The following is a 20,907-nucleotide window of genomic DNA, read 5'->3' as shown; positions in this document are numbered from 1 at the left end:
GTCACCTTTCTCTCCGGATGTGGGTGCTGGCGCCGCTGCTTGCAAGGGGAGAGGCTGCCGATCTCCTTGTCTTCTGCATGGTCCCTTAAATCGTGACCGATTTAAGGATAACGCCATTCAGCAATTCAAAGTGTTAGACGACCTTTGCGCGCCTGAAAGGGCGCATGGTGCTGTTGCGCAAAAACCGAAAGGCGGGCACAACGAGCGAATGACAAGAGCGATCGATCACCATCCCGTTCGCCTGCGCCGTTCGGTGCTCTGCGTTCCGGCCGACAATGCCCGCGCGCTCGCGAAGGTGCGGGATCTCGCGGCGGACGCCGTGATCTTCGATCTCGAGGATGCCGTCTCGCCGGACCGCAAGGCGCAGGCACGCAAGGCGCTTGGCCAGCATCTTGGTGCGAACCGCCCCGACGGTGAGGTGATCATCCGCGTCAATGCGTCCGGATCGGGCTTCGGTCGGGAGGATCTCACCGCAGCGCTTGCCGCCAAACCCGACGCGATCCTTCTCCCCAAGGTCGAAAGTCCCGCGGATATCCAGGCCGCTCTCGACTGGCTCGCCGAGAACGATGCGCCGGAAGACTTAAGGCTCTGGGCGATGATCGAAACGCCGCGCGGCGTCATCAACGGTCCGGCGATCGCCGAGACTGGCCGCACCGTCGGTGGCCGGCTCGATTGCGTCGTCGTCGGCCTCAATGATTTGAGAAAGGAGACGGGCGTTCCCGCTCTTTCCGGCCGCACCTATCTCATACCCTGGCTGATGCAAATTCTGCTTGCGGCGCGCGGCAGCGGGCTCGACGCCATCGATGCGGTCTTCAACGATTTCCGCGATGCCGAGGGGTTCGAGGCCGAGTGCCGGCAGGGGCACGATATGGGTTACGACGGCAAGATGCTGATTCACCCGGCGCAGATCGATGTGGCCAATCAATGCTTCGGTATCGATGAAGCGGCTATCGCCGAAGCGCACGCCATCATCAATGCTTTCGCGCTGCCGGAAAATGCAGGCAAGGGCGTGATCAATCTCAAGGGCCGCATGGTCGAGCGGCTGCATCTCGACCAAGCCGTAAAACTCGCCGCCAAGGCGGAGATCATCGAAAAACGAAAGGCAAAATCTTGAAACTCTATCGTTTTCTCACCGGCCCCGACGACGCTTCGTTCTGCCACAAGGTAACGGCCGCCTTGAACCAGGGATGGGCCCTGCACGGCGCGCCGACCTACGCCTTCAATGCCGACACCCAGCACATGCAATGCGGCCAGGCGGTCGTCAAGGAAGTCGAAGGAAAGGACTATCATCCCGATATCAAGCTGTCGGAGCAATAAGGCGATGGGTGATGGGGTGGACGCCCCCTGACGGCATCGATGTGCCAAAGTGGAGGTGTTGAACAGCACTTGGAGGAGGCGTCCGTGACTGAGGTTAGCACAATCGGGTTGGACATTGCGAAGCGGGTTTTTCAGGCGCACGGCGCGAATGCGTCGGGTGCGGCTGTTTTCAGCAAGAAGATCGCGCGCGCAAAGCTGCTTGGCTTCTTCGCCTCACAGCCCCGATGCGTCGTAGCGATAGAGGCTTGCGGCGGAGCGCATTACTGGGCGCGCGAGATCGGCAGGCTCGGCCACACGGTTCGGCTGATCCCGCCAGCCTATGTGAAGCCGTTCGTGAAGCGGCACAAGAACGATGCCGCCGATGCCGAGGCGATATGCGAGGCGGCACAACGCCCGAGTATGCGGTTTGTGGCCGTGAAGGAGGAAGAGCAGCAGGCAAGCGCCATTGTTTTCCGCGCCCGCGATCTGCTGGTTCGTCAGCGCACGCAGCTCATCAATGCCTTGCGCGGCCATCTGATGGAATATGGCTGGATCGTGCCGCAGGGCCCGTCTCACATAGCGGTGCTCATCGAGGGGATCGAGGATCCGGCCTGCCCGCTGCCGGAGAGCGCCCGTACGGCCTTGAAGGTGCTGATCGATAGCCTGCGGGTACTGGACGAGCAGATTGCCAGCCTGGATGGCGAGATCGCGCGACGCTCGCGCGAAGATGCGGTTGCCCGGCGGTTGATGACCATCCCCGGCGTCGGCCCGATCACCGCGACCGCGATCGTGGCCCTGGCTCCGCCGGCGGGAATGTTCCGCAAGGGCCGCGACTTTGCAGCCTGGCTCGGCCTTGCCCCGTTGCAGAAGTCGAGCGGCGGCAAACAGAAGCTCGGTGCCATCTCAAAGATGGGCGAGCGAACGTTGCGACGGCTGCTGATCATCGGCGCGAGCGCCGTCGTGCTGCAGGCCGGCAGACGCGGTGCGCCGACCGGATCATGGCTGGGGCAGATGATGGCGCGCAAGCCGCGCATGCTGGTGACGGTGGCGCTGGCCAACAAGATGGCGAGGATCGTCTGGGCGCTGTTGGCCAGCGGCGGCATTTATCGGGCTCCGGCCGCGGCGGCGTGATGCCGCTGCGGATGTGAGGTCGTCGCAGGCGCAGGAGGATCGAAGGAGGGTATGGCACCCAGTCGGCGAGACGGGACCGGAAGAACCAGGGCTTTCCACCGTGCTCTCAAGCACGCTTTGGGTGATTTGGATCCGGTCCGCGAACTCCCATACAGGCCCGCAGCTTTATCACTGCACCCAGAGGCCGGACAGATGGCAGCATCCGACTACGTGCTTATCCTTTCCAGAAAAAACCACTTGCGCTTGAGGGGGCGTCCACAGATGGATAGTGGTTGCCCTCACCCATAATCCCGCAGGCGGGGAAAGGAGCTTTGAATCCGGAACTCGCCGCTTGTCCTTTTCGCCCCGCTTGCGCGGAGAAGGTGGCCGGCAGGAGGGATGAGGGGCAAATGGCGAGAACAAGCCGCTCGCGCTTTAGCCGCCCACGTGTTCCACGCTCGCTTCGATCCGTTCCATGTCGTCGTCGGAAAGGCCGAAATGGTGGCCGATCTCATGGATCAGCACATGGGTGATGATATCGCCCAATGTTTCCTCGTTTTCCGCCCAGTAGTCGAGGATCGGGCGGCGATATAGCGTGATGCGGTTTGGAAACTCGCCGGTTTCCATAGTGAAGCGTTCGCCGATGCCACGGCCTTCGAAAAGGCCGAGCAGGTCGAAGGGTGTCTCGAGTGCCATGTCTTCGAAGACGTCGTCGCTCGGAAAATCGGCGACTTCGATAATAAGATCGGTCGTCAGCTGGCGAAATTCCTGCGGCAGATGGCTGTAGGCTTCAATCGCGAGCTGTTCGAATGTGGTAAGCGTCGGTGCGTGGCGTTCCCGCCAATCATCGGTCTGGTCAATGCGGGCCATGGGCACTCCTTGTTGCCCTCATATAGCGATTTTGCCTGTGTTTTTCGAGTGTCGAATTCCGTCCCGCGGCCCGTAAGGAATAAATTCTCAAACTTCGTTGTTGACTCTTTTAGCAGGCTCTGGAATCCATACGAACATAACGTGAACATCTGCATGGAGTTGACCGTCATGGCCGAGACCGCCGTGCAACGGGAAACCGTTCTTTCCCTTCGCGAAACCATCGCACGGATTGAAGACCGCAGGCTGCCGGGGATCGCTCGGGCAGCTAAGGTGAACGATTCCGCCGGTTTTCGGCGCGACAGGGAAGGGAGCTCCCGTCGCAAGGTTCTGCCCCTCGGAATCCCGCGGCTCGATGATGTGCTCGAAGGCGGACTTCCGCTTGAAGGCATGACGGAAATCCGCAATGGCGAAACCCGCGATGCCGGTGCGGCTGCCGGTTTCGTAACGGCGCTTGCGGTGCTTTATCAGCGTATGAGGACGGAGAAGGGGCATCTGGCGCCAGTCCTGTGGATCAGCCAAGCGCTTGCTTCTCGTGAGGCTGGGCATCTCTACGCGCCGGGGCTCAAGTCCTACGGGCTCGACATCAAGCGTTTTCTCTTCCTTTCGGCACGCACGGTCAAGGATGCGCTCTGGATTGCCGAAACGGCGCTTCAAGTGCCGGTCTTTGCTGCCGTCGTTCTGGAGATCCGCGGCAATCCCGCCTGTCTTGCCCTAGGTGAGAGCAGACGCCTGCATGTCAGAGCCCGGGCGGGCGGAGTGCCTCTTCTTCTTTTCCGGCAGGCGGGAGAGGAGGAGGCGAGCAGCGCCTTCTTCCGGTTTCAGATCAAGCCGGCGCCGGCCGGCGAACGCCCTCTCCCCGATGGCTTGGTGCTTTGCGGCAGCATCGGTCATCCCGCCTTTCACCTCCTTGTCGAAAAAAGCAGGGGTTACGCACCTGCTGACATCTGTCTGGAATGGAATGCCCATGACCGCCGCTTTTACCCCATCGAGCAGCACCAATCCGTCGCTCTTCAGAGAGGCGCACAGCCAGCGAATTCTGTCGATCCACTTTCCGCATCTGCCGGCCGATCGAGTAGCGCGGAATCGGTGGGGCGCCTCCTGGCTTTCTCGCGGGCGTCCTGATCATCCGCCTGTGGTTTTTGCCGCCAAGATCGACAATGCCATGCGTCTCGTGGCGCTCGACGGGCTTGCGGAACGTATAGGCTTGAAGCGCGGCCAGGGGGCTGCAGAAGCCCGCGCCATGTGCCCGTCGCTCGACGTGATTGCCGCCGATCCGGCGGCGGACCAGGCTTTTCTGGAGGGGCTTGCTGACTGGTGCGATCGCTATACGCCGCTGGTCGCGCTTGACGGAAAAGAGGGCCTGTTCCTCGATATCACCGGCTGCGCGCATCTTCATGGCGGCGAGAAGGCGCTGGTGAACGACGTGCTTTCGCGTCTTTTTTCGCTCGGCGTCGAGGCGCGGGCGACCATTTCCTCCTCTGCCGGCCTGTCCTGGGCCGTTGCCCGGTATGGCAATGCTGCCGTCATCCAGGCCGAGGATGCCGAACGGATCCTCGCCCCCTTGCCGGTTGCCGCACTGCGCCTGCCGGCGGAAACCACCGCCCTCCTCGAGCGGGTCGGGCTGAAGCAGATCGGCGACCTTCTCGAAGCGCCGCGCGCGCCGTTGGCCCGCCGTTTCGGCTCCTTGCTCCTCCTAAGGCTCGATCAGGCGAGAGGCCAGGAGGACGAGCCTCTTTCGCCCCGCCTGCCCGTGCCGAGCTTTTCGTCCGAACGCCGGCTCGCCGAGCCGCTTCAGGATGAAGAGCACATTCTCGAACTGACCCGGCATCTCGCCAAGGACCTTCGGTCCTCCCTGGAGCGACATGGCGAAGGCGGGCGTCTGTTCGAGCTTCTGCTTTTCCGCGTCGATGGCCGGGTGTTTCGCGTTCAGGCGCATGCGGCCGCCGCCTTGAATGACGTCGACCGCATTGCGGCTCTCTTTCGCGAGCGGTTGCAGGCAATCCATGATGATCTTGACGCAGGTTACGGATTCGAAATCCTGCGGCTTTCCGTCCTGCGAAGCGAAAGGCTCGATCCTGCTCAGCAGGATTTTTCCGGTGCGCCCGACGAAAGCCAGCCGCTTGCAGCCTTCGCCGACAAGGTAGCTGCCCGTTTCGGGCCGGATAGCCTGATGATTACGACCCTTGCCGAAAGCCATCTGCCGGAGCGGGCGGGCGGATTTGCAGCTTTGAGGGATGTCGCGGCGCTGATGGATTCTTCTCCAACCGAAGAAAAGACTTTTCCTGAGAACCGCCCCTTGCGGATTTTCGCTCATCCTGAACTGGTGGAGGCGACGGCCGAGGTGCCCGACGGCGCCCCCCGCAGCTTCAATTGGCGAAAGACCCAGTATCGCGTCGCCCGTGCCGAGGGACCGGAACGCATTGCCGCCGAATGGTGGCTCGATGGGGAGGGCCATCCCACGCGCGACTACTTTCGGGTCGAGGACCAGGAGGGCCGCCGTTTCTGGCTGTTCCGCGAAGGTCTTTTCGGAAGGGAGGTCTCTTCGGCCCGCTGGTTCATGCATGGAGTTTTCGCATGAGTGAGGGCCCGATCTTCTACGAGCTTGGCACGCGGACGAATTTTTCCTTCCTCGAGGGTGCGGCGCCGGCTGAGGAAATGATCGTCTTTGCCAAGAAGATCGGACTTGCCGGCCTCGGTATCGCTGACCGCAACAGCGTTGCAGGGGTCGTCCGGGCGCATGCCAAGGCAAAGGTGGAGGGCTATCCTTTCCAGCCGGGCGCCCGTCTCGTTTTTGCCGACGGTACGCCTGATATCCTGGCCTATCCCCGGAACAGGCGAGGATGGGGACATCTTTGCCGGCTGCTCAGCGCCGGGAATCTACGCTCGAAGAAAGGCGACTGTACCCTCAATCTTGCCGATCTTCTGGAGTGGCAGGAGGATCTTCTTCTCATCCTCATGCAAGGCGAAGGGCGGCCGGAACCAGAAGCGGTAGGAGGACTCCTGCAAAAATTGCAGGATCACGCGGGCGACAGGCTCTTTCTCGGTCTGACACCGCATTATGACGGTTTCGACCGGCATGATTTTGCTGTTCTTGCCGCACTCGCCCGGAAGGCGGGTGTCGGGCTTCTGGCCACCAATGACGTGCTCTACCACGACCCGCACTACAGGCCTCTTGCGGATGTCGTGACCGCAATTCGCGAACATGTGACGATCGCCGGCGCCGGCTTCCTGCTTCAGAAAAATGCCGAAAGACATCTGAAGAGCCCGAAGGAAATGGCCAGGCTTTTCAGCGATTATCCCGAGGCGATCGCTAATGCGCGAAAGTTTTTCAAACGGCTCTCCTTCAATCTCGACGAACTCAGCCATCAATATCCGGATGAAAACGCCGAAGGAGAGACACCGGCCGAAACCTTGAAAAGGCTTGTCGCCGAAGGAGCGGTCAAACGCTATCCCGACGGTGTGCCGGAAAAGGTGAAGCGGCAGATCGAATACGAACTGGAACTCATTCACGACAAGAAATACGAACCCTATTTTCTCACCGTGCACAAACTGGTGAAGTTTGCCCGCGATGCGGAAATCCTTTGCCAGGGGCGGGGGTCTGCGGCCAATTCATCGGTCTGTTTCTGTCTCGGCATCACCGAGGTCGATCCCCAGAAGTTCACGCTGCTTTTCGATCGTTTCCTGTCGCGCGATCGTGATGAGCCGCCTGATATCGATGTCGATTTCGAGCACGAGCAACGGGAAGAGGTCATCCAGCATATATACAGAACCTATGGCAAGGAGCATGCCGGCCTTACCGCTGCGGTTATCAGCTATCGGTCACGCTCCGCCGGGCGCGAGGTCGCCAAGGCGTTCGGCCTTTCAGAGGATGTCCAGTCGGCCCTCGTGAGTTCGATCTGGGGCTGGAGCACCTCGTCCTTCAGCGAAGACCAGGCGAAAGGTGCGGGTCTCGATATATCCGATCCGCTCACGAAACGCGTCCTTGCCTATGCCAGCCTTCTCATGAATTTTCCGCGACATCTGTCGCAGCATGTCGGCGGCTTCGTCATCACCCGCGATCGGCTCGACGAGGTCGTGCCGATCATGAACACGGCCATGCCCGATCGCTACATGATCGAATGGGACAAGGACGATCTCGATCATTTGAAGATCTTGAAGGTCGATGTGCTGGCGCTCGGCATGCTGACCTGCCTCGCCAAGGCCTTCAAGCTTCTGGAGGCGCATTATCATGAGCAGAAAACGCTCGCGGAAATCTATGAGGACCAGAGGCCAGTCGTTTACGACATGATCTGCCGCGCCGATACGATCGGCGTTTTCCAGATCGAAAGCCGTGCGCAGATGAGCATGCTGCCGCGCCTTCAGCCGCGCGAAATGTATGATCTGGTGATCGAGGTCGCGATCGTCCGCCCGGGCCCCATTCAGGGCAATATGGTGCATCCCTACCTGAAGCGGCGCGAAGCACAGCGTGAAAGGCAGGAGCCGGTCGAATATCCGAGCCCGGAATTGAAGGCGGTGCTGGAAAGGACGCTCGGGGTGCCGCTGTTCCAGGAGCAGGCGATGCAGATCGCGATCACCGCCGCCGGCTTTTCACCCAGCGAAGCCGATCGCCTGCGGCGCGCCATGGCGACCTTCAAGCGGACCGGCACGATTCATACCTTCAAGCAGAAGATGATCGATGGCATGGTCAGGAACGGTTACGACAAGGATTTCGCCGAACGCTGCTTCAGACAGATCGAAGGGTTTGGCGAATACGGCTTCCCCGAAAGCCATGCGGCCTCTTTCGCATCCCTTGTCTATGCCTCGTCCTGGTTCAAGGCCTACTATCCGGATGTCTTCTGCGCAGCGATCCTGAATTCGCAGCCGATGGGTTTCTATGCGCCGGCCCAACTGGTGCGCGATGCCAGGGAACACGGGGTCAAGGTACTGCCGGTCGACATCAGTCATTCGAATTGGGATGCCCTGCTTGAAGGCACAGACATGTTCGATAAGAAGGCGATCGAGCCTCGCCACGCCGGAATGCGAGATGTGATCCAGACGCAGAAGGCGGTTCGCCTCGGGTTCAGGCTGGTCAAGGGGTTGAGGCAAACGGATATGGACAGGCTTGTCGCCCAGAGGGGGCAGGGATACCGCTCCGTTCACGATCTCTGGATCCGTTCCGGACTGACCCGATCCGTCCTGGAACGCCTTGCGGATGCCGATGCCTTCCGCTCGATCGGCCTCGACCGGCGTGCTGCCCTCTGGGAGGTGAAAGCGCTGGATGAAACGTCTGCGGTCGAGCGTCTGCCGCTTTTCGATGGCGCGGGGTCCGCGGGTCTAATGGCCGAGCCAGCCGTCATCCTGCCTGATATGCTCGAAGGAGAGCATGTGGTCAATGATTACCGATACCTGACACTCTCCCTGAAAGCCCATCCGGTTTCCTTCATGCGGGACGATTTCTCGCGAATGGGCATCCTTTCCAATCGGGCTCTGGCACAGACGGCAACGGGAAGAAGGGTGACTGTGGCAGGCCTGGTTCTCGTTCGCCAGCGGCCGGGCTCTGCCAAGGGCGTCATCTTCATGACGATCGAGGACGAGACCGGTGTCGCCAACATCATTGTCTGGGAAAAGACGTTCAATAAATATCGGCGAGAGGTCATGGGTTCGCGGCTTGTGAAGGTCCGTGGCCGCTTACAGAGCGAAAGCGGTGTCATTCATGTGGTCGCCGAACATGTCGAAGACATAACGCCAATGCTCGGCCTCTTGCGCAAGGAGGCGCGGCGTTTCGCGGCCAACGAGCGAACAGACGAGGCGTTGCGGCCGACGGCAGATGCCCGTGAAAAGAAGGCACTGAAGCAATTGCGTTTGGCCTTGCCTGCCCGCACGGCTCGAGAGCAGCGCGAACAGACGGATGAAGCGGCCGATGTCATGCCGAAAGGGCGCAACTTCCATTGACGGTAGATCGCGAAAGCATCCGTGGCATTCCTCGCTTGCCTCTGTGTAAAAATGTCGCAGGTTCTTCCCTAAAAGACAAAAAATCGGAAGGGGAGATATCCTCCCTAGAATCCTCTAATGTAATGAAAATACGAAGCTTTTCCTCAAGTTTAGAATCAATCTAACTCACTGCCTCTATTCGCCCTGAGGAGTTTTTTCTTGACGGCAAATATCCTCTTTTGCTTTATAAAAATAATTCATGGCGTTGCGTTTCACAGGCAAGACGAGATGCTGGTTTGCAGCTGTAATTTCATCAGTGAAAAAGAAATCGAAGACACGATCATCAGCCTTCTCGACGAGGACTGTTGGCAGTTGATCGTGCCGGCGAAGGTCTACCACGCGATGGAAAAACGCGGCCGCTGCTGTGGCTGCTTCCCCAACGTCGTCGGCATCATCATCCGGACCACCGAGCAATATCACGCCCGTCGCGACTCGACGGAAGCCGAGATATTTGATTTCATGACCCGCCTCAAACAATTCCACGAAGCAAACCGGAGGGCGGATCTTGAAAGGCGACATAAAGGTCATCGAGCAGCTTAACGAAGCGCTCTTTCTCGAACTCGGTGCGGTTAATCAGTACTGGCTGCATTACCGTCTCCTCCAAAACTGGGGCTACACACTCCTGGCCAAGAAAGAGCGTGCCGAATCCATCGACGAAATGCACCACGCGGACAAACTCATCGACCGCATCATCTTCCTCGACGGCCACCCCAATCTGCAGACCGTCGCACCCTTGCGCATCGGGCAGAACGTTAAGGAAGTTCTGGAAGCCGATCTCGCCGGCGAATACGACGCCCGCAGCGCCTACAAGAATTCCCGCGACGTCTGTCACGCCGCCGGCGATTATGTCTCCATGAAGCTCTTCGAGGAACTGCTCGCCGACGAGGAAAGCCACATCGATTTCCTCGAAACCCAGCTCGATCTGCTCAAAAAGATCGGCGAGGCAAAATACGGCCAACTCAACGCCGCCCCTGCCGACGAAGCCGAGTGAATTTTCTGACCCACTGCATAATTCCCTAAATCGGATCCGGCTTAAGGACAAAATTATGCATTAATTCCAAACGTTGCAGCGACCTTGCGTCTGAAAAGACGCGCGGCGCTGTATTTGAAAGATTTACAACACCGCGCGTCCAACGCGCGGAGTTTTCTTGTCATCTGAGACCTGCCGCCGGCGCCGCGATCGATCCGGCCGCGGTCAGCTTATGAGATGGGAAAAAGCCGCAATGACCTCTTCATAGACCTTGCGCTTGAAGGGCACGATCAACTCCGGCAATTCGCGTATCGGCTTCCACTCCCAGGCATCGAATTCCGGATCATGGCCGCCTGGCGGTGGGTTGATGGCGATCTCGCTCTCATCGCCCTCGAAGCGGAAGGCGTACCAGCGCTGCGTCTGGCCGCGGTACTTGCCCTTCAGACCAATACCGATGAGATGCGGTGGCAGATCATAGTTGATCCAGTTCGGCGCCTCGGCGAGCAGCGAGACCGAGTGGATGCCGGTTTCTTCATAGAGTTCACGATAGGCGGCCTTCAGCGGATCTTCATCTTTGTCGATGCCGCCCTGCGGCATCTGCCACCGCTGCGGTGAACCGTCGTATTCCGAATTGCCGACGGCGACCCGATGCCCGGCCCAGACAAGGCCCTGGCGGTTCAGGACCATGACACCGACGCAGGGCCGGTAGGGCAGGTCCTCCGCCTTCACAACCTTGCCTTTATCCTTGCTCATGCTTGCTTCCCTTCCTTGGCCGGATCCGGCGATTTTGATCACCCGAGATCACCCACCGATCGGTTCCGATGCGTAAGCGGCCGGATGCGAACGCAAAATGGTTCACAGCCAGACGTTTGAGATCAGCCCTTGCATCTCCCCTACAGCGCCTGCCTCTTTCAGACGCACAAAGGTCGCTGTAGCACTTTGAATTGCTGCATGTTTTTATCGTTAAATCGACTCCGATTTAACGGAACATGCAGTAACTCATCTTTGTTGCGGATCGTTGACGAGTGCGGAAACGCCGACGAATTCGATGCCGCGGCCGCCGGCTTCCTCCATCCATTTTGCAATCGTTTCGACGCTTTCGTCGAAGGCGGAAGCGACGCCGATCGCGCCGCCGTTGCGCCGCGCAATGCGCTCGAGTTCATCAAGCTTGCGCAGGATCGCGCCGCGGCTGATCTCGCCGTCGACTACGAGATCGGCGTAGCCGTGCGGCACATCGAAGGCGCCGGCGAGGGTCCCGGAGAGCGATTGCGCCGAGGTGCCGTCGTCGAGGAACAGCAGCCCCCGCTTACCGAGGTCGCGCATCACCGGTTCGAGTGCGTCGGCTTCGGAGAGGAAGCGACCGCCGAGATAGTTCATGATGCCGGTGTAATTGGTGATCTCACCCATGCTCCGGTGCAATTCGGCCAGGTTTTTTGTCGCGCTCAGGGAGACGCGAAGCGCCCGAGGACCCGGGTCGTTGTCCGGGTAGTCGAACGGCTCCATCGGGATTTGCAACAGGATCTCGTGGCCGTCGCGCCGTGCTTCCTGCATCCAGCGCTGCAGGCTGTTGCCGGCTGCAGCGAAGGCAAGCGTCACCTCCGGCGGCAGCTCATTTATCGCGCGCTGCGTTCCCGTCTGGCTGAGACCCAATCCGCCGACGACAAGGCCGATGCGGACGCCGCGCGCGCCGGACCAGGGACGCGCATATTGATCCATTGGCCGCGATCCGTCCGGGCCGACAATCGGCAGCCGGCCCTGCGGACTGTCCTCGAGCAGATGCTCGTTCGGAAGCGCTGCCATGCGGGGATCCTGACCTCGGGCCGATCCGGTACTGATCAGCGCCGGACCATCGCTCTCGCGCGATCGCGGCGTGTATTTCGTCACCGTCGCACCGTCATTGGTCAGCATTTCCTCGACATGGACTCCGGAGAATGCCCCGTTGGGACGAAGCGAGGCGGCGCCGTTCCCTCGCGGTTGGCCGGGCTCAGCTAAGGGTGCCGCCTGCCCGGAGGAAGCGATGGTCGTCTCGGAACCATCCGGCGCGCCGGGCGCGCGGGTCAGGCCGTCAGGTGAGAAGGCGCTCCAACCCGAAACGCCAATGATGGCGAGCGCAAAGATGCAGAGGGAGGAATAGCCGATCGTTCGGCGCAGATCGTATTTGCGCGCCGGTCTCTCCTTTCGGCTTTGGCCAAGGGGGGCATTGAGATCGGTTCCCAAATGGAGCCTCGGTCGACCTGAAGGAAAGTTACCGGTGAGGAATGCGCCGTGTACGAAGAATCAGCGGATTCGGCTGCATTGCCGTGCATAATATAAAGGCGCCGGGTTGAACAGCCCGGCGCCTTTGTTTGTCTGAAGTGCCGTTGCGGTTCCCCGGATCTGTCCGCGGAACCGCAACGGGGATTTACTTCTTGAGTTCGGCCTGCTCGGGGCTGGCCGGGAAGGACGGATCCGTCTTCTTGCCACGGAGCAGATCAAGCGCATAGTTGAGCTGCAGATCATCCTTGGTTTCCGGCGGCACATAGGCAACAGAACCCGATCCCTCGTCGGTCTCGTTCTGGCCCGTGATATGGCCGCGCAGATCGGACTCGCCCTGTGCTTCCACCTTGCCCAAGAGTTCCGGCGGCAGCGGCTGCTCGACCTTGATGTCCGGCGTAATGCCAGTACCTTGGATCGACTTGCCGGACGGCGTGTAATAGAGCGCCGTCGTCAGACGTAGCGCGCCGGCCTCGCCCATCGGAATGATCGTCTGAACGGAACCCTTGCCGAAGGAACGCGTGCCGAGAACGGTCGCGCGCTTGAGATCCTGAAGAGCACCCGCAACGATTTCCGATGCCGATGCCGAGCCACCGTTGACGAGCACGACAACCGGCTTGCCATCGCTCAGATCGCCCGGTGTCGCATTGAAGCGGCGGGTCTCGTCCGGGTTGCGGCCGCGGGTCGAAACGACCTCGCCGCGCTCCAGGAAGGCATCCGAAACGTTGATCGCCTGATCGAGCAGACCGCCCGGATTGAGGCGCAGGTCAAGGACATAGCCCTTGAGCTTGTCGGCGGGAACTTCCGTCTTGATCTTCTCGATGCCTTTCTTCAGGTCGTCGAAGGTCTTCTCGGTAAAGGAGATCACCCTGAGATAGCCGACATCACCCTCGGTGCGGACCTTGACCGCACGTACCGCGATCACGTCGCGCACGATCGTCAGTTCGATCGGCTTTTCCGCGCCCTTGCGAAGAATGGTCAGTTTGATCGGCGTGCCAACGGCACCACGCATCTTGTCGACCGCTTCCTCGAGCTTCAGGCCGCGAACATCCTGTCCGTCGATCTTCGAGATGAAATCGCCTGCGAGCACGCCGGCGCGGGCGGCAGGGGTATCGTCGATCGGGCTCGTCACCTTGACGAGATCCTCTTCCATCGTGACCTCGATGCCGAGGCCGCCGAATTCGCCGCGCGTCTGGGTGCGCATATCCTCCGCATCGGCCGAATTCATGTAGCTCGAATGCGGATCAAGCGAGGAGAGCATGCCGTTGATGGCATTCTCGATCAGCTTGTCGTCCTGCGGCGGCGTCACGTATTGCGCGCGCACGCGCTCGAACACGTCGCCAAAAATTGCCAGTTCGCGGTATGTCGACGAATTGGCCGCCACGGCCGGCATGGTTGCCGAATAGACGACGCCCATCGCAGTCGCACCCATCAGCGCCCCGACCAGAACAAGTGAAGCTCTACGTATCATTTCGCGCCTTTCCAACCTCTGCTGCGGTCCACCACGGTCGGGAATCAACCGGTTTCCCGTCTTTTCGGAATTCAATGTAAAGCGTTGGCCTGTCCGTTTCCAGCGCCAAGGCCGCCGCACTCGCGACTCTTTTTGCACCCATCGTCGCCAAGGGCTCGCCTGCGACGACGAATTGCCCGGGTCGGACGCTGACATTTTCCATCCCGGACAGCACGATGTGATAGCCGTCGCCCGGATTGAGAATGATCATCTGCCCGTAGCTGCGGAAACTGCCGGCATAGACGATCCATCCGTCGGCCGGCGTGGTCACCAGCGCGCCTGCATTGGTCTCCAGCATGGCCCCCTGCAGCGAGTGCCCGGTGCCGTCCGCATCACCAAACTGCCGCAGGAGCGATCCCGCGACGGGATAGGCGAGCCGGCCCCGCAGCTCAGAAAAGACGTATGCGGGGGCAATGCGGTTTTTGTCGGGCACCGCGCTGCGGGCGAGCTCGCGTGCCGCTTCCCGTTCGGCCTCGCTCATCCGCAGCCGCTCCTCCTCCTGCGCGCGCGCAGCCGCGGCCGCATCGCGTACCGAGGAAATCTCGTTCTCGAGGGATGAGATCAGCCCTTCGAGATTGGTCGCCTGCAGCGCCAGCTCTTCGGCCTTGCGCTCTTCCGCCGCGAGTTCGGTTGCGTTCTGCCGGCGCAATTTCTCCTTTTCGGCGACCAGCATCGACATGCGGCGCTCTTCTTCGAGATTGGCGGTCATCGCTGCGGTCAGTTCTTCGCGCTGGCCGGCGATACCGCTGCGGATCTCGGCGAGCGCCTTCAGGTCGGCGACGAGGCTGTCGGTTTGCTCGCGTATTTCGGGAACCACCGCGCCGAGCAGGATGGCGCTGCGGACCGAGGCCAATGCGTCTTCCGGCTTCACCAGGATCGCCGGCGGCGGATTTCGGCCCATGCGCTGCAGTGCGGCGAGCACCTCGGCAAGCAGGCCACGCCGGGCTCTGAGCGAGCCCCGCACCACGTCCTCCTTGACGCGCAGGTCGCGGAGCTTCTTTTCGCCGTCGGCAATCTGCTGCTCGAGCCCTTGCCGCTTCTTTGCCGAATCGATGATTGCGGCGCGCAACGCCTCGTTGCTCTTGTCAATGTCGGCGATCGTCTGCTCGAGAGCCTCGGCGCGCTCACGCGATAGCGTAATCGTCTTCGACAGCGCCTCGAGCTCACTGCGCGTGCTGTCGCGCCGGAGCGCCAGGTTGGCTGCCGGGTCGGGCGGACCCTGTTGCGTCGCGGCTGCACCGGGAGCTGCGTCGACAGCCGCATCCTGGGCCAGGGCCGGGGTGACGATCGACAGAAGAACCGCTGCCAATGCCGTGCGCCGGCCGATCCGCCGCGCGGCAGACCTCATCCGGCTCAATTCGGCTTTTTTCCTCGCGCGCGTCATGCTGTCTCGTGGGTCTGCGAAATAAGTGAGCAAAGCCTAATCTGATTTGGCGAAGCCCACCAATACATATTCTCGTTATCGCTCGCTGCTACAGCGACCTTTGTGCGTCTGAAAAGGCGCACGGTGCTGTAGGTGGGGTTCAGGCCCGATGATAGGGATGGCCCGATAGGATCGTCACGGCGCGATAGAGCTGTTCGGCGATGAGGATGCGCACAAGCTGGTGCGGCCATGTCATCTTGCCGAGGCACAGCACGGCGTCGGCGTGCGCATGGAGCCCCGGATCGAGCCCATCGGCGCCGCCGATCGCGATCATCAGGTCGCGCTTGCCGCTGTCCCTGAACGTCCCGAGCAGGGAAGCGAAGCCTTCCGAATCGACCGCCTTGCCACGTTCGTCGAGCAGGACGAGAAGACTGCCGTCAGCAAGCGCCTTTTCAAGCTGGGCCGCTTCCTCGCGCTTGCGCGTCTCCGCGTTGGCCGCGCGGCTCTCGTTAACTTCTACAACGCGAGCGAGTTCGAGGCCCACGGCCGGCCCCGCCCTGGCAAAACGATCGAAATAGCGGGCCGCGAGATCCTTTTCCGGCCCCGCCTTCAGGCGGCCGACTGCGAAAAGCCCGATACGCATGAGCCGTTATGTCCCCACCGGCGCCAGATCGACAAGGATTTCGATCGGCAAAACCCATTCTCGCTGCCATCGGCCCGCTCGGGCAATGACAGCCGCATTTCAATCCGGCACCGGTCGTCGCTCCGTACCGAGGTTATGGGTCAGGTACGGGCGGCGCGTCTCAGTGCAGGGTGCTGTCCTCGATCTCCGGGGCGGCCCACATCTTTTCGATGTTGTAGAACTCCCGGATCTCGGGCCGGAAGATGTGAACGATCACATCGCCGGTATCGATCAGCACCCAGTCACCACTCTCAAGACCTTCCACGCGGGCCCTGCCAAGGCCATCGTCCTTCAGGTCCGTGATCAAGTGGTCGGCAATCGCCATCACATGCCTGTTCGATCGCCCGGAGACGACGACCATGAAGTCTCCCAGCGCCGATTTTCCGGCAATATTGATGGTAACGATATTTTCTGCCTTCGAGTCCTCTAGGCTTTCGAGGACCAGTTGAAGCGCACGGACAGCGGCTTCGTCGCTTTCTTCCGTGCTGCGCGGGAATGCGGCAATCGCATATCCCTTGGCGTGTGCTGTTGTCAGGGTTTTTCCTTTCCAAATGAACAGAACAAGCACGTCCGATTCGAAATTTACAGCGTGCGCCGTTTCAGACGCACAAAAGTCGCTGTAACACTTTGAACTGCTGCATGGTTTAACCCTCAATCGATCTAAGGAACCATGCAATAGCGTCGAACCGTCCGTAAATGTAGGCACCAAACCAGTGCAGTTTCAAGACACGAGACGTGAATCATGGGAATTCACCCGGATTTGGCCGAACGAAGCGCCGTCGAGCTTAGCGGAGAGCGGGGTCCGTGAATGAAAGTCCAGGCCGGCGCCCGACGGAAGGGGAGAGCCGGTGCATGGTCTTCGTCGATGCGCGCATAGCCGAAAGTCCGTGCCATGCGAGAGGACAGATAGGCGAGCGTCGAACCCGGCCGGTCGATCACCGCGATCGGGAACATGCAGACAATTCGGCGCCAATTCTGCCAGCGGTGAAAGTTCATGAGATTGTCCGCCCCCATGATCCAGACGAAGCGCACATCGCGATTGCGGGCCCGGACGATTTCGAGAGTGCGGGCGGTATAGCTCTGGCCGAGCGCCTGCTCGAAGGCGGTGACCTTGATGCGCGGATTGATGGCGATTTTTTCGCTGAGCGCGATCCGCTCCGCCAGCGGCGCCAGATTATTCTGGTCTTTCAACGGGTTGCCCGGTGTCACTATCCACCAGAGCTGATCGAGCCCGAGCTTGCGCAGCGCCGTATCGGCAACGAGGACATGGCCTTCATGGGGTGGATTGAAGGAACCGCCGAACAGGCCGACGGTCATGCCGCTTTCGACATGCGGCATGCGCAGATAGTGCGCATTCACTTCGGTGAGCCTGTTCAGGGCCGCACCTGCCCCGTGCCGCGCACGCGGTATTTGAACGATGTCAACTGTTCGACGCCGACGGGCCCGCGCGCATGCATCTTGCCGGTGGCGATGCCGATCTCGCCGCCCATGCCGAACTCGCCGCCATCGGCGAACTGCGTCGAAGCATTGTGCAGGAGAATGGCGGAATCGATTTCCGCGAAGAAGCGCTCGACAACGGCGGGATCTTCGGCAATGACGGCCTCCGTGTGGGCGGAAGACCAGCTATCAATGTGCTCGATGGCGCCGGAAATGCCGTCGACGAGTTTTGCCGAAATGATCGCATCGAGATATTCGGTCGCCCAATCCTCAGGACTTGCCGGCTTTAAGCCGGGCAGCAGATCCTTCAGCTCTTCCGAAACCCGCACCTCGCAACCCGCGTCGGCGAGCGCCTGCAGCAGCGGCTTTGCCAGCCGGGCGGCGGCGTTTCGGTCGATCAGCAGCGTTTCGGCTGCGCCGCAGATGCCGGTGCGGCGCATCTTGGCATTGACGACGATATTTTTCGCCATGTCGAGGTCGGCGGAGGCATCGACATAGATGTGGCAAAGGCCCTCCAGATGGGCGAAGACCGGCACCCGTGCCTCGTTCTGCACGCGGGCGACGAGACTTTTTCCGCCGCGCGGCACGATCACGTCGATCGCCGCGTCGAGACCGGAAAGCATGGCGCCGACGGCGGCGCGGTCGGCGACCGGCACCATTTGAATCGCGTGTTCCGGCAGTCCCGCCGCCTTCAGTCCTTCGACGAGGCAGGCATGGATCGCCCGCGACGAATGGAAGCTGTCGGAGCCGCCGCGCAGGATCACCGCATTGCCCGCCTTAAGGCAAAGCGCGCCGGCGTCCGCCGTGACATTGGGGCGGCTCTCATAGATCACGCCGATGACGCCGAGCGGCGTGCGCACCCGTTCGATGTGCAGCCCGTTCGGGCGGTCCCATTCGGCGATCACGTCGCCGATAGGATCCTTGAATTCGGCGATCGCGCGAATGCCGTCCGCCATGTCACGGATCCGGTCGCCCGTCAGCGTCAGCCGGTCGATGAAGGCCGTCGCGACACCGGTCTCACGGGCGTTTTCCAGATCGATCGCATTGGCGGCCAGGATTGCCTCGGTGCTTGCGACGATGGCGCTTGCCATGGCGATCAGGGCTGCATGCTTGCGCTCGGCGCTCGCGATGGCGAGCGGCCGGCTGGCAGCCTTGGCGCGGCGGCCGATTTCCAGCATGATCGCGTTGACCTCCTTGCCGTTCTCGACCGTGTCAAGCATGGACCTCGCCCTTCCTCTCGTCGCTTCCGTCTTCCGGTCTTCCGTCTTCTGGGCGCACGCCGGCTGGCGCCGTCATCACCATATCATCGCGATGCACCATGGCGGCTCGACCGGCATAGCCGAGGATCGCGGCGATTTCGGCTGATTTCTTGCCTGCGATCTGGCGCGCTTCGTCGGCATCGTAGCCGGCGAGCCCGCGGGCGATCTCGCGGCCGGAGGCGCCGAGGATCGCGATCGTGTCGCCGCGGCTGAATGCGCCCGTCACCTGGCGGACACCGGCCGGCAGCAGGCTCTTGCCGGACCGCAAGGCGGTCTCCGCTCCAGCATCGATCGTGAGCGAGCCCGCCGGCAGCAACTGCCCGGCGATCCAGGTCTTGCGCGCAGTGACGGGCGAACCGGAGGGGGCGAACCAGGACGAACGAGCGCCGGCCTCTATCGCGGCGAGCGGATGTTCCGGCTTGCCCGAGGCGATGATCATCGCGCAGCCCGCAGTGGTGGCGATCTTGCCGGCGTCGATCTTGGTGCGCATGCCGCCGCGCGAAAGCTCCGACGCGGCCCCACCGGCCATAGCCTCGATTTCCGGGGTGATCTCTGCAATCGTCTCGAGGAAGCGGGCGTCGGGATCAAGATGCGGCGGCGCGGTGTAGAGGCCGTCGATGTCCGAGAGCAGGACGAGAAGATCGGCCCCGACCATCGTCGCCACCCGGGCGGCGAGGCGGTCGTTGTCGCCATAGCGGATCTCGGTGGTCGCGACCGTGTCGTTTTCGTTGATGATCGGCACCGAACCGAGCTTCAGCAACTGGCTGATCGTCGCGCGGGCGTTGAGGTAGCGGCGGCGCTCTTCCGTGTCGCCGAGCGTCAGCAGGACCTGACCCGCAATGATGGCGCCGCTGGAGAGGCTTTCCGACCAGGCGCGCGCCAGTGCGATCTGGCCGACGGCTGCGGCCGCTTGGCTTTCCTCAAGCTTCAAGGCGCCTGCCGGCAGGTCGAGAACGGTGCGGCCGAGCGCAATGGCGCCCGAGGAGACGACGAGCACTTCCACGCCCTTCGCCTTGAGCGCGGCGATATCGGCGCACATGGCGTCGAGCCAGGCTTTCCTGAGGCCCGTCTTGCGGTCAACGAGCAGGGCCGAGCCGATCTTGATAACGATCCGACGGTACTTTTGCAGGGCTTTGCGGGTCGTTGTCATCTCAGGCCTTTTCCTCGCCGGACTTGGCGGCGGAGATGACGCTGCGAAGCGCTCGCAGCGCCTCCGTCATGCCTTTGTTGGTAACGGCGGAGATCAACAGCGGCGGCGCGCCGCAAGCCTTGGCCAGTGCCTTCGACTTCACCTTCAGCTCTTCGTCGTCCAGGACGTCAATCTGCGCCAGCGCCACAATCTGCGGCTTGTCCTCCAATCCGCCGCCATAGGCTTCCAACTCGTGCTTCACGGTCTTGTAAGCTTTCGCAACGTCCTCCTCCTGCGCGGAAACCAGATGCAGCAGCACGCGCGTGCGCTCGACATGGCCGAGGAAACGATCGCCGATGCCGACGCCCTCATGGGCGCCTTCGATCAGGCCTGGAATGTCGGCGATGATGAACTCCTGGCCGTCGACGGTCGCAACACCAAGGTTGGGATGAAGCGTCGTGAAGGGATAGTTGGCGATCTTCGGCCGCGCACGGGTGCAGGCGGCGAGAAAGGTCGATTTGCCGGCATTCGGCAGGCCGACGAGGCCGGCGTCGGCAATCAGCTTCAGCCTGAGCCAGATGGTCTTTTCCTCGCCCTCGAGGCCCGGATTGGCCCAGTTCGGCGCCTGGTTGGTCGAAGACTTGAAGTGGGCATTGCCGAAACCGCCATTGCCGCCGGCGGCGAGCCGGTAGCGCTGGCCCTCGGTCACCATGTCGATGATCAGCGTTTCGTTGTCTTCCTCGAAGATCTGCGTGCCGACCGGGACCTTCAGCGTCACGTCGGCGCCGCCAGCGCCCGTGCGATTGCGGCCCATGCCGTGCATGCCGGTCTTGGCCTTGAAATGCTGCTGATAGCGAAAGTCGATCAATGTGTTGAGACCGTTGACGGCCTCGACCCAGACATCGCCGCCGCGGCCGCCGTCGCCGCCATCCGGGCCGCCGAACTCGATAAACTTCTCGCGGCGGAAGGAGACGGCACCTGAGCCGCCATCTCCTGACCGGATATAGACTTTTGCTTCATCGAGAAATTTCATCTGGCTGCCATCTGTTTTCTGTATC

General features: G+C 61.5%; 19 protein-coding genes. 8 read left to right on the top strand and 11 right to left on the bottom strand.

Annotated features, from left to right (window positions below):
* Positions 1–208: 208 nt before the first annotated feature.
* From PYH37_RS28305 to PYH37_RS28295, 3 genes are all read left to right on the top strand, one after another.
* A complete protein-coding gene (locus PYH37_RS28305; protein WP_280734802.1) occupies positions 209–1,114 on the top strand; it encodes an HpcH/HpaI aldolase/citrate lyase family protein in 906 nt (301 codons plus the stop codon).
* Positions 1,111–1,317, top strand: coding sequence for a DUF1737 domain-containing protein (locus PYH37_RS28300; RefSeq protein ID WP_280734801.1), 207 nt, complete (start codon positions 1,111–1,113; stop codon positions 1,315–1,317). The genes PYH37_RS28305 and PYH37_RS28300 overlap by 4 nt, the downstream gene beginning before the upstream one ends.
* Before the next feature lie 84 nt (positions 1,318–1,401).
* Positions 1,402–2,427 (top strand): IS110 family RNA-guided transposase, encoded by a 1,026-nt coding sequence (locus PYH37_RS28295; protein WP_280734667.1) that lies wholly within the window; start codon positions 1,402–1,404, stop codon positions 2,425–2,427.
* 414 nt (positions 2,428–2,841) lie between these two features.
* On the opposite strand, the gene PYH37_RS28290 is transcribed toward PYH37_RS28295, so the two are convergent.
* Positions 2,842–3,276 carry a metallopeptidase family protein gene (locus PYH37_RS28290; RefSeq protein WP_280734799.1) on the bottom strand — a complete coding sequence of 145 codons (435 nt, stop codon included), beginning with the start codon at positions 3,274–3,276 and terminating at the stop codon, positions 2,842–2,844.
* A gap of 168 nt (positions 3,277–3,444) precedes the next feature.
* Here PYH37_RS28290 and PYH37_RS28285 point away from each other — a divergent pair, with 168 nt between their 5' ends.
* The 5 genes from PYH37_RS28285 (at position 3,445) to bfr (ending at position 10,237) form a co-directional block, all read left to right on the top strand.
* A complete protein-coding gene (locus tag PYH37_RS28285) occupies positions 3,445–4,398 on the top strand; it encodes an ImuA family protein (protein ID WP_280734798.1) in 954 nt (317 codons plus the stop codon).
* A gap of 40 nt (positions 4,399–4,438) precedes the next feature.
* A complete protein-coding gene (locus PYH37_RS28280) occupies positions 4,439–5,854 on the top strand; it encodes a DUF6504 family protein (protein ID WP_280735997.1) in 1,416 nt (471 codons plus the stop codon).
* A complete protein-coding gene (locus tag PYH37_RS28275; protein WP_280734797.1) occupies positions 5,851–9,207 on the top strand; it encodes an error-prone DNA polymerase in 3,357 nt (1,118 codons plus the stop codon). Before PYH37_RS28280 ends, PYH37_RS28275 begins: the two co-directional genes overlap by 4 nt.
* A 183-nt stretch (positions 9,208–9,390) precedes the next feature.
* Positions 9,391–9,786, top strand: a complete 396-nt coding sequence (locus PYH37_RS28270; protein WP_425336145.1) for a (2Fe-2S)-binding protein — start codon at positions 9,391–9,393, stop codon at positions 9,784–9,786.
* On the top strand, positions 9,752–10,237 hold the full coding sequence (gene bfr, locus PYH37_RS28265; RefSeq protein WP_280734795.1) for a bacterioferritin: 486 nt from the start codon (positions 9,752–9,754) through the stop codon (positions 10,235–10,237). Before PYH37_RS28270 ends, bfr begins: the two co-directional genes overlap by 35 nt.
* A 204-nt stretch (positions 10,238–10,441) precedes the next feature.
* Here bfr and PYH37_RS28260 read toward each other — a convergent pair whose 3' ends face one another.
* The 10 genes from PYH37_RS28260 to obgE form a co-directional block, all read right to left on the bottom strand.
* Complete coding sequence (locus PYH37_RS28260; RefSeq protein ID WP_280734793.1) at positions 10,442–10,969, bottom strand: RNA pyrophosphohydrolase; 528 nt, start codon at positions 10,967–10,969, stop codon at positions 10,442–10,444.
* A 246-nt stretch (positions 10,970–11,215) separates the two neighbouring features.
* On the bottom strand, positions 11,216–12,433 hold the full coding sequence (locus tag PYH37_RS28255) for a divergent polysaccharide deacetylase family protein (protein WP_280734792.1): 1,218 nt from the start codon (positions 12,431–12,433) through the stop codon (positions 11,216–11,218).
* 184 nt (positions 12,434–12,617) lie between these two features.
* On the bottom strand, positions 12,618–13,940 hold the full coding sequence (locus tag PYH37_RS28250; RefSeq protein WP_280734791.1) for a S41 family peptidase: 1,323 nt from the start codon (positions 13,938–13,940) through the stop codon (positions 12,618–12,620).
* The gene (locus tag PYH37_RS28245; RefSeq protein ID WP_280735995.1) at positions 13,930–15,327 is read right to left on the bottom strand and encodes a murein hydrolase activator EnvC family protein; all 1,398 of its coding nucleotides are present in this window, start codon (positions 15,325–15,327) and stop codon (positions 13,930–13,932) included. Before PYH37_RS28245 ends, PYH37_RS28250 begins: the two co-directional genes overlap by 11 nt.
* A 175-nt stretch (positions 15,328–15,502) precedes the next feature.
* A complete protein-coding gene (rlmH, locus tag PYH37_RS28240) occupies positions 15,503–15,985 on the bottom strand; it encodes a 23S rRNA (pseudouridine(1915)-N(3))-methyltransferase RlmH (RefSeq protein ID WP_280734790.1) in 483 nt (160 codons plus the stop codon).
* A 160-nt stretch (positions 15,986–16,145) separates the two neighbouring features.
* On the bottom strand, positions 16,146–16,592 hold the full coding sequence (gene rsfS / locus PYH37_RS28235; RefSeq protein ID WP_280734789.1) for a ribosome silencing factor: 447 nt from the start codon (positions 16,590–16,592) through the stop codon (positions 16,146–16,148).
* Between the two features lie 182 nt (positions 16,593–16,774).
* Positions 16,775–17,341 (bottom strand): nicotinate-nucleotide adenylyltransferase, encoded by a 567-nt coding sequence (locus PYH37_RS28230; RefSeq protein WP_280735994.1) that lies wholly within the window; start codon positions 17,339–17,341, stop codon positions 16,775–16,777.
* A 56-nt stretch (positions 17,342–17,397) separates the two neighbouring features.
* The gene (locus PYH37_RS28225) at positions 17,398–18,681 is read right to left on the bottom strand and encodes a glutamate-5-semialdehyde dehydrogenase (protein ID WP_280734788.1); all 1,284 of its coding nucleotides are present in this window, start codon (positions 18,679–18,681) and stop codon (positions 17,398–17,400) included.
* On the bottom strand, positions 18,674–19,870 hold the full coding sequence (proB, locus tag PYH37_RS28220; protein WP_280734787.1) for a glutamate 5-kinase: 1,197 nt from the start codon (positions 19,868–19,870) through the stop codon (positions 18,674–18,676). The genes PYH37_RS28225 and proB overlap by 8 nt, the downstream gene beginning before the upstream one ends.
* 1 nt (position 19,871) lies before the next feature.
* Positions 19,872–20,882: a GTPase ObgE gene (gene obgE, locus PYH37_RS28215; protein ID WP_280734786.1), complete on the bottom strand. Its 1,011-nt coding sequence runs from the start codon at positions 20,880–20,882 to the stop codon at positions 19,872–19,874.
* Positions 20,883–20,907 lie beyond the last annotated feature (25 nt).

This window comes from Sinorhizobium numidicum, from assembly GCF_029892045.1.
Taxonomy (GTDB): domain Bacteria; phylum Pseudomonadota; class Alphaproteobacteria; order Rhizobiales; family Rhizobiaceae; genus Sinorhizobium; species Sinorhizobium numidicum.
The sequence above is the reverse complement of the archived record's forward strand: the minus strand, read 5'-3'. Positions and strand labels throughout refer to the sequence as shown.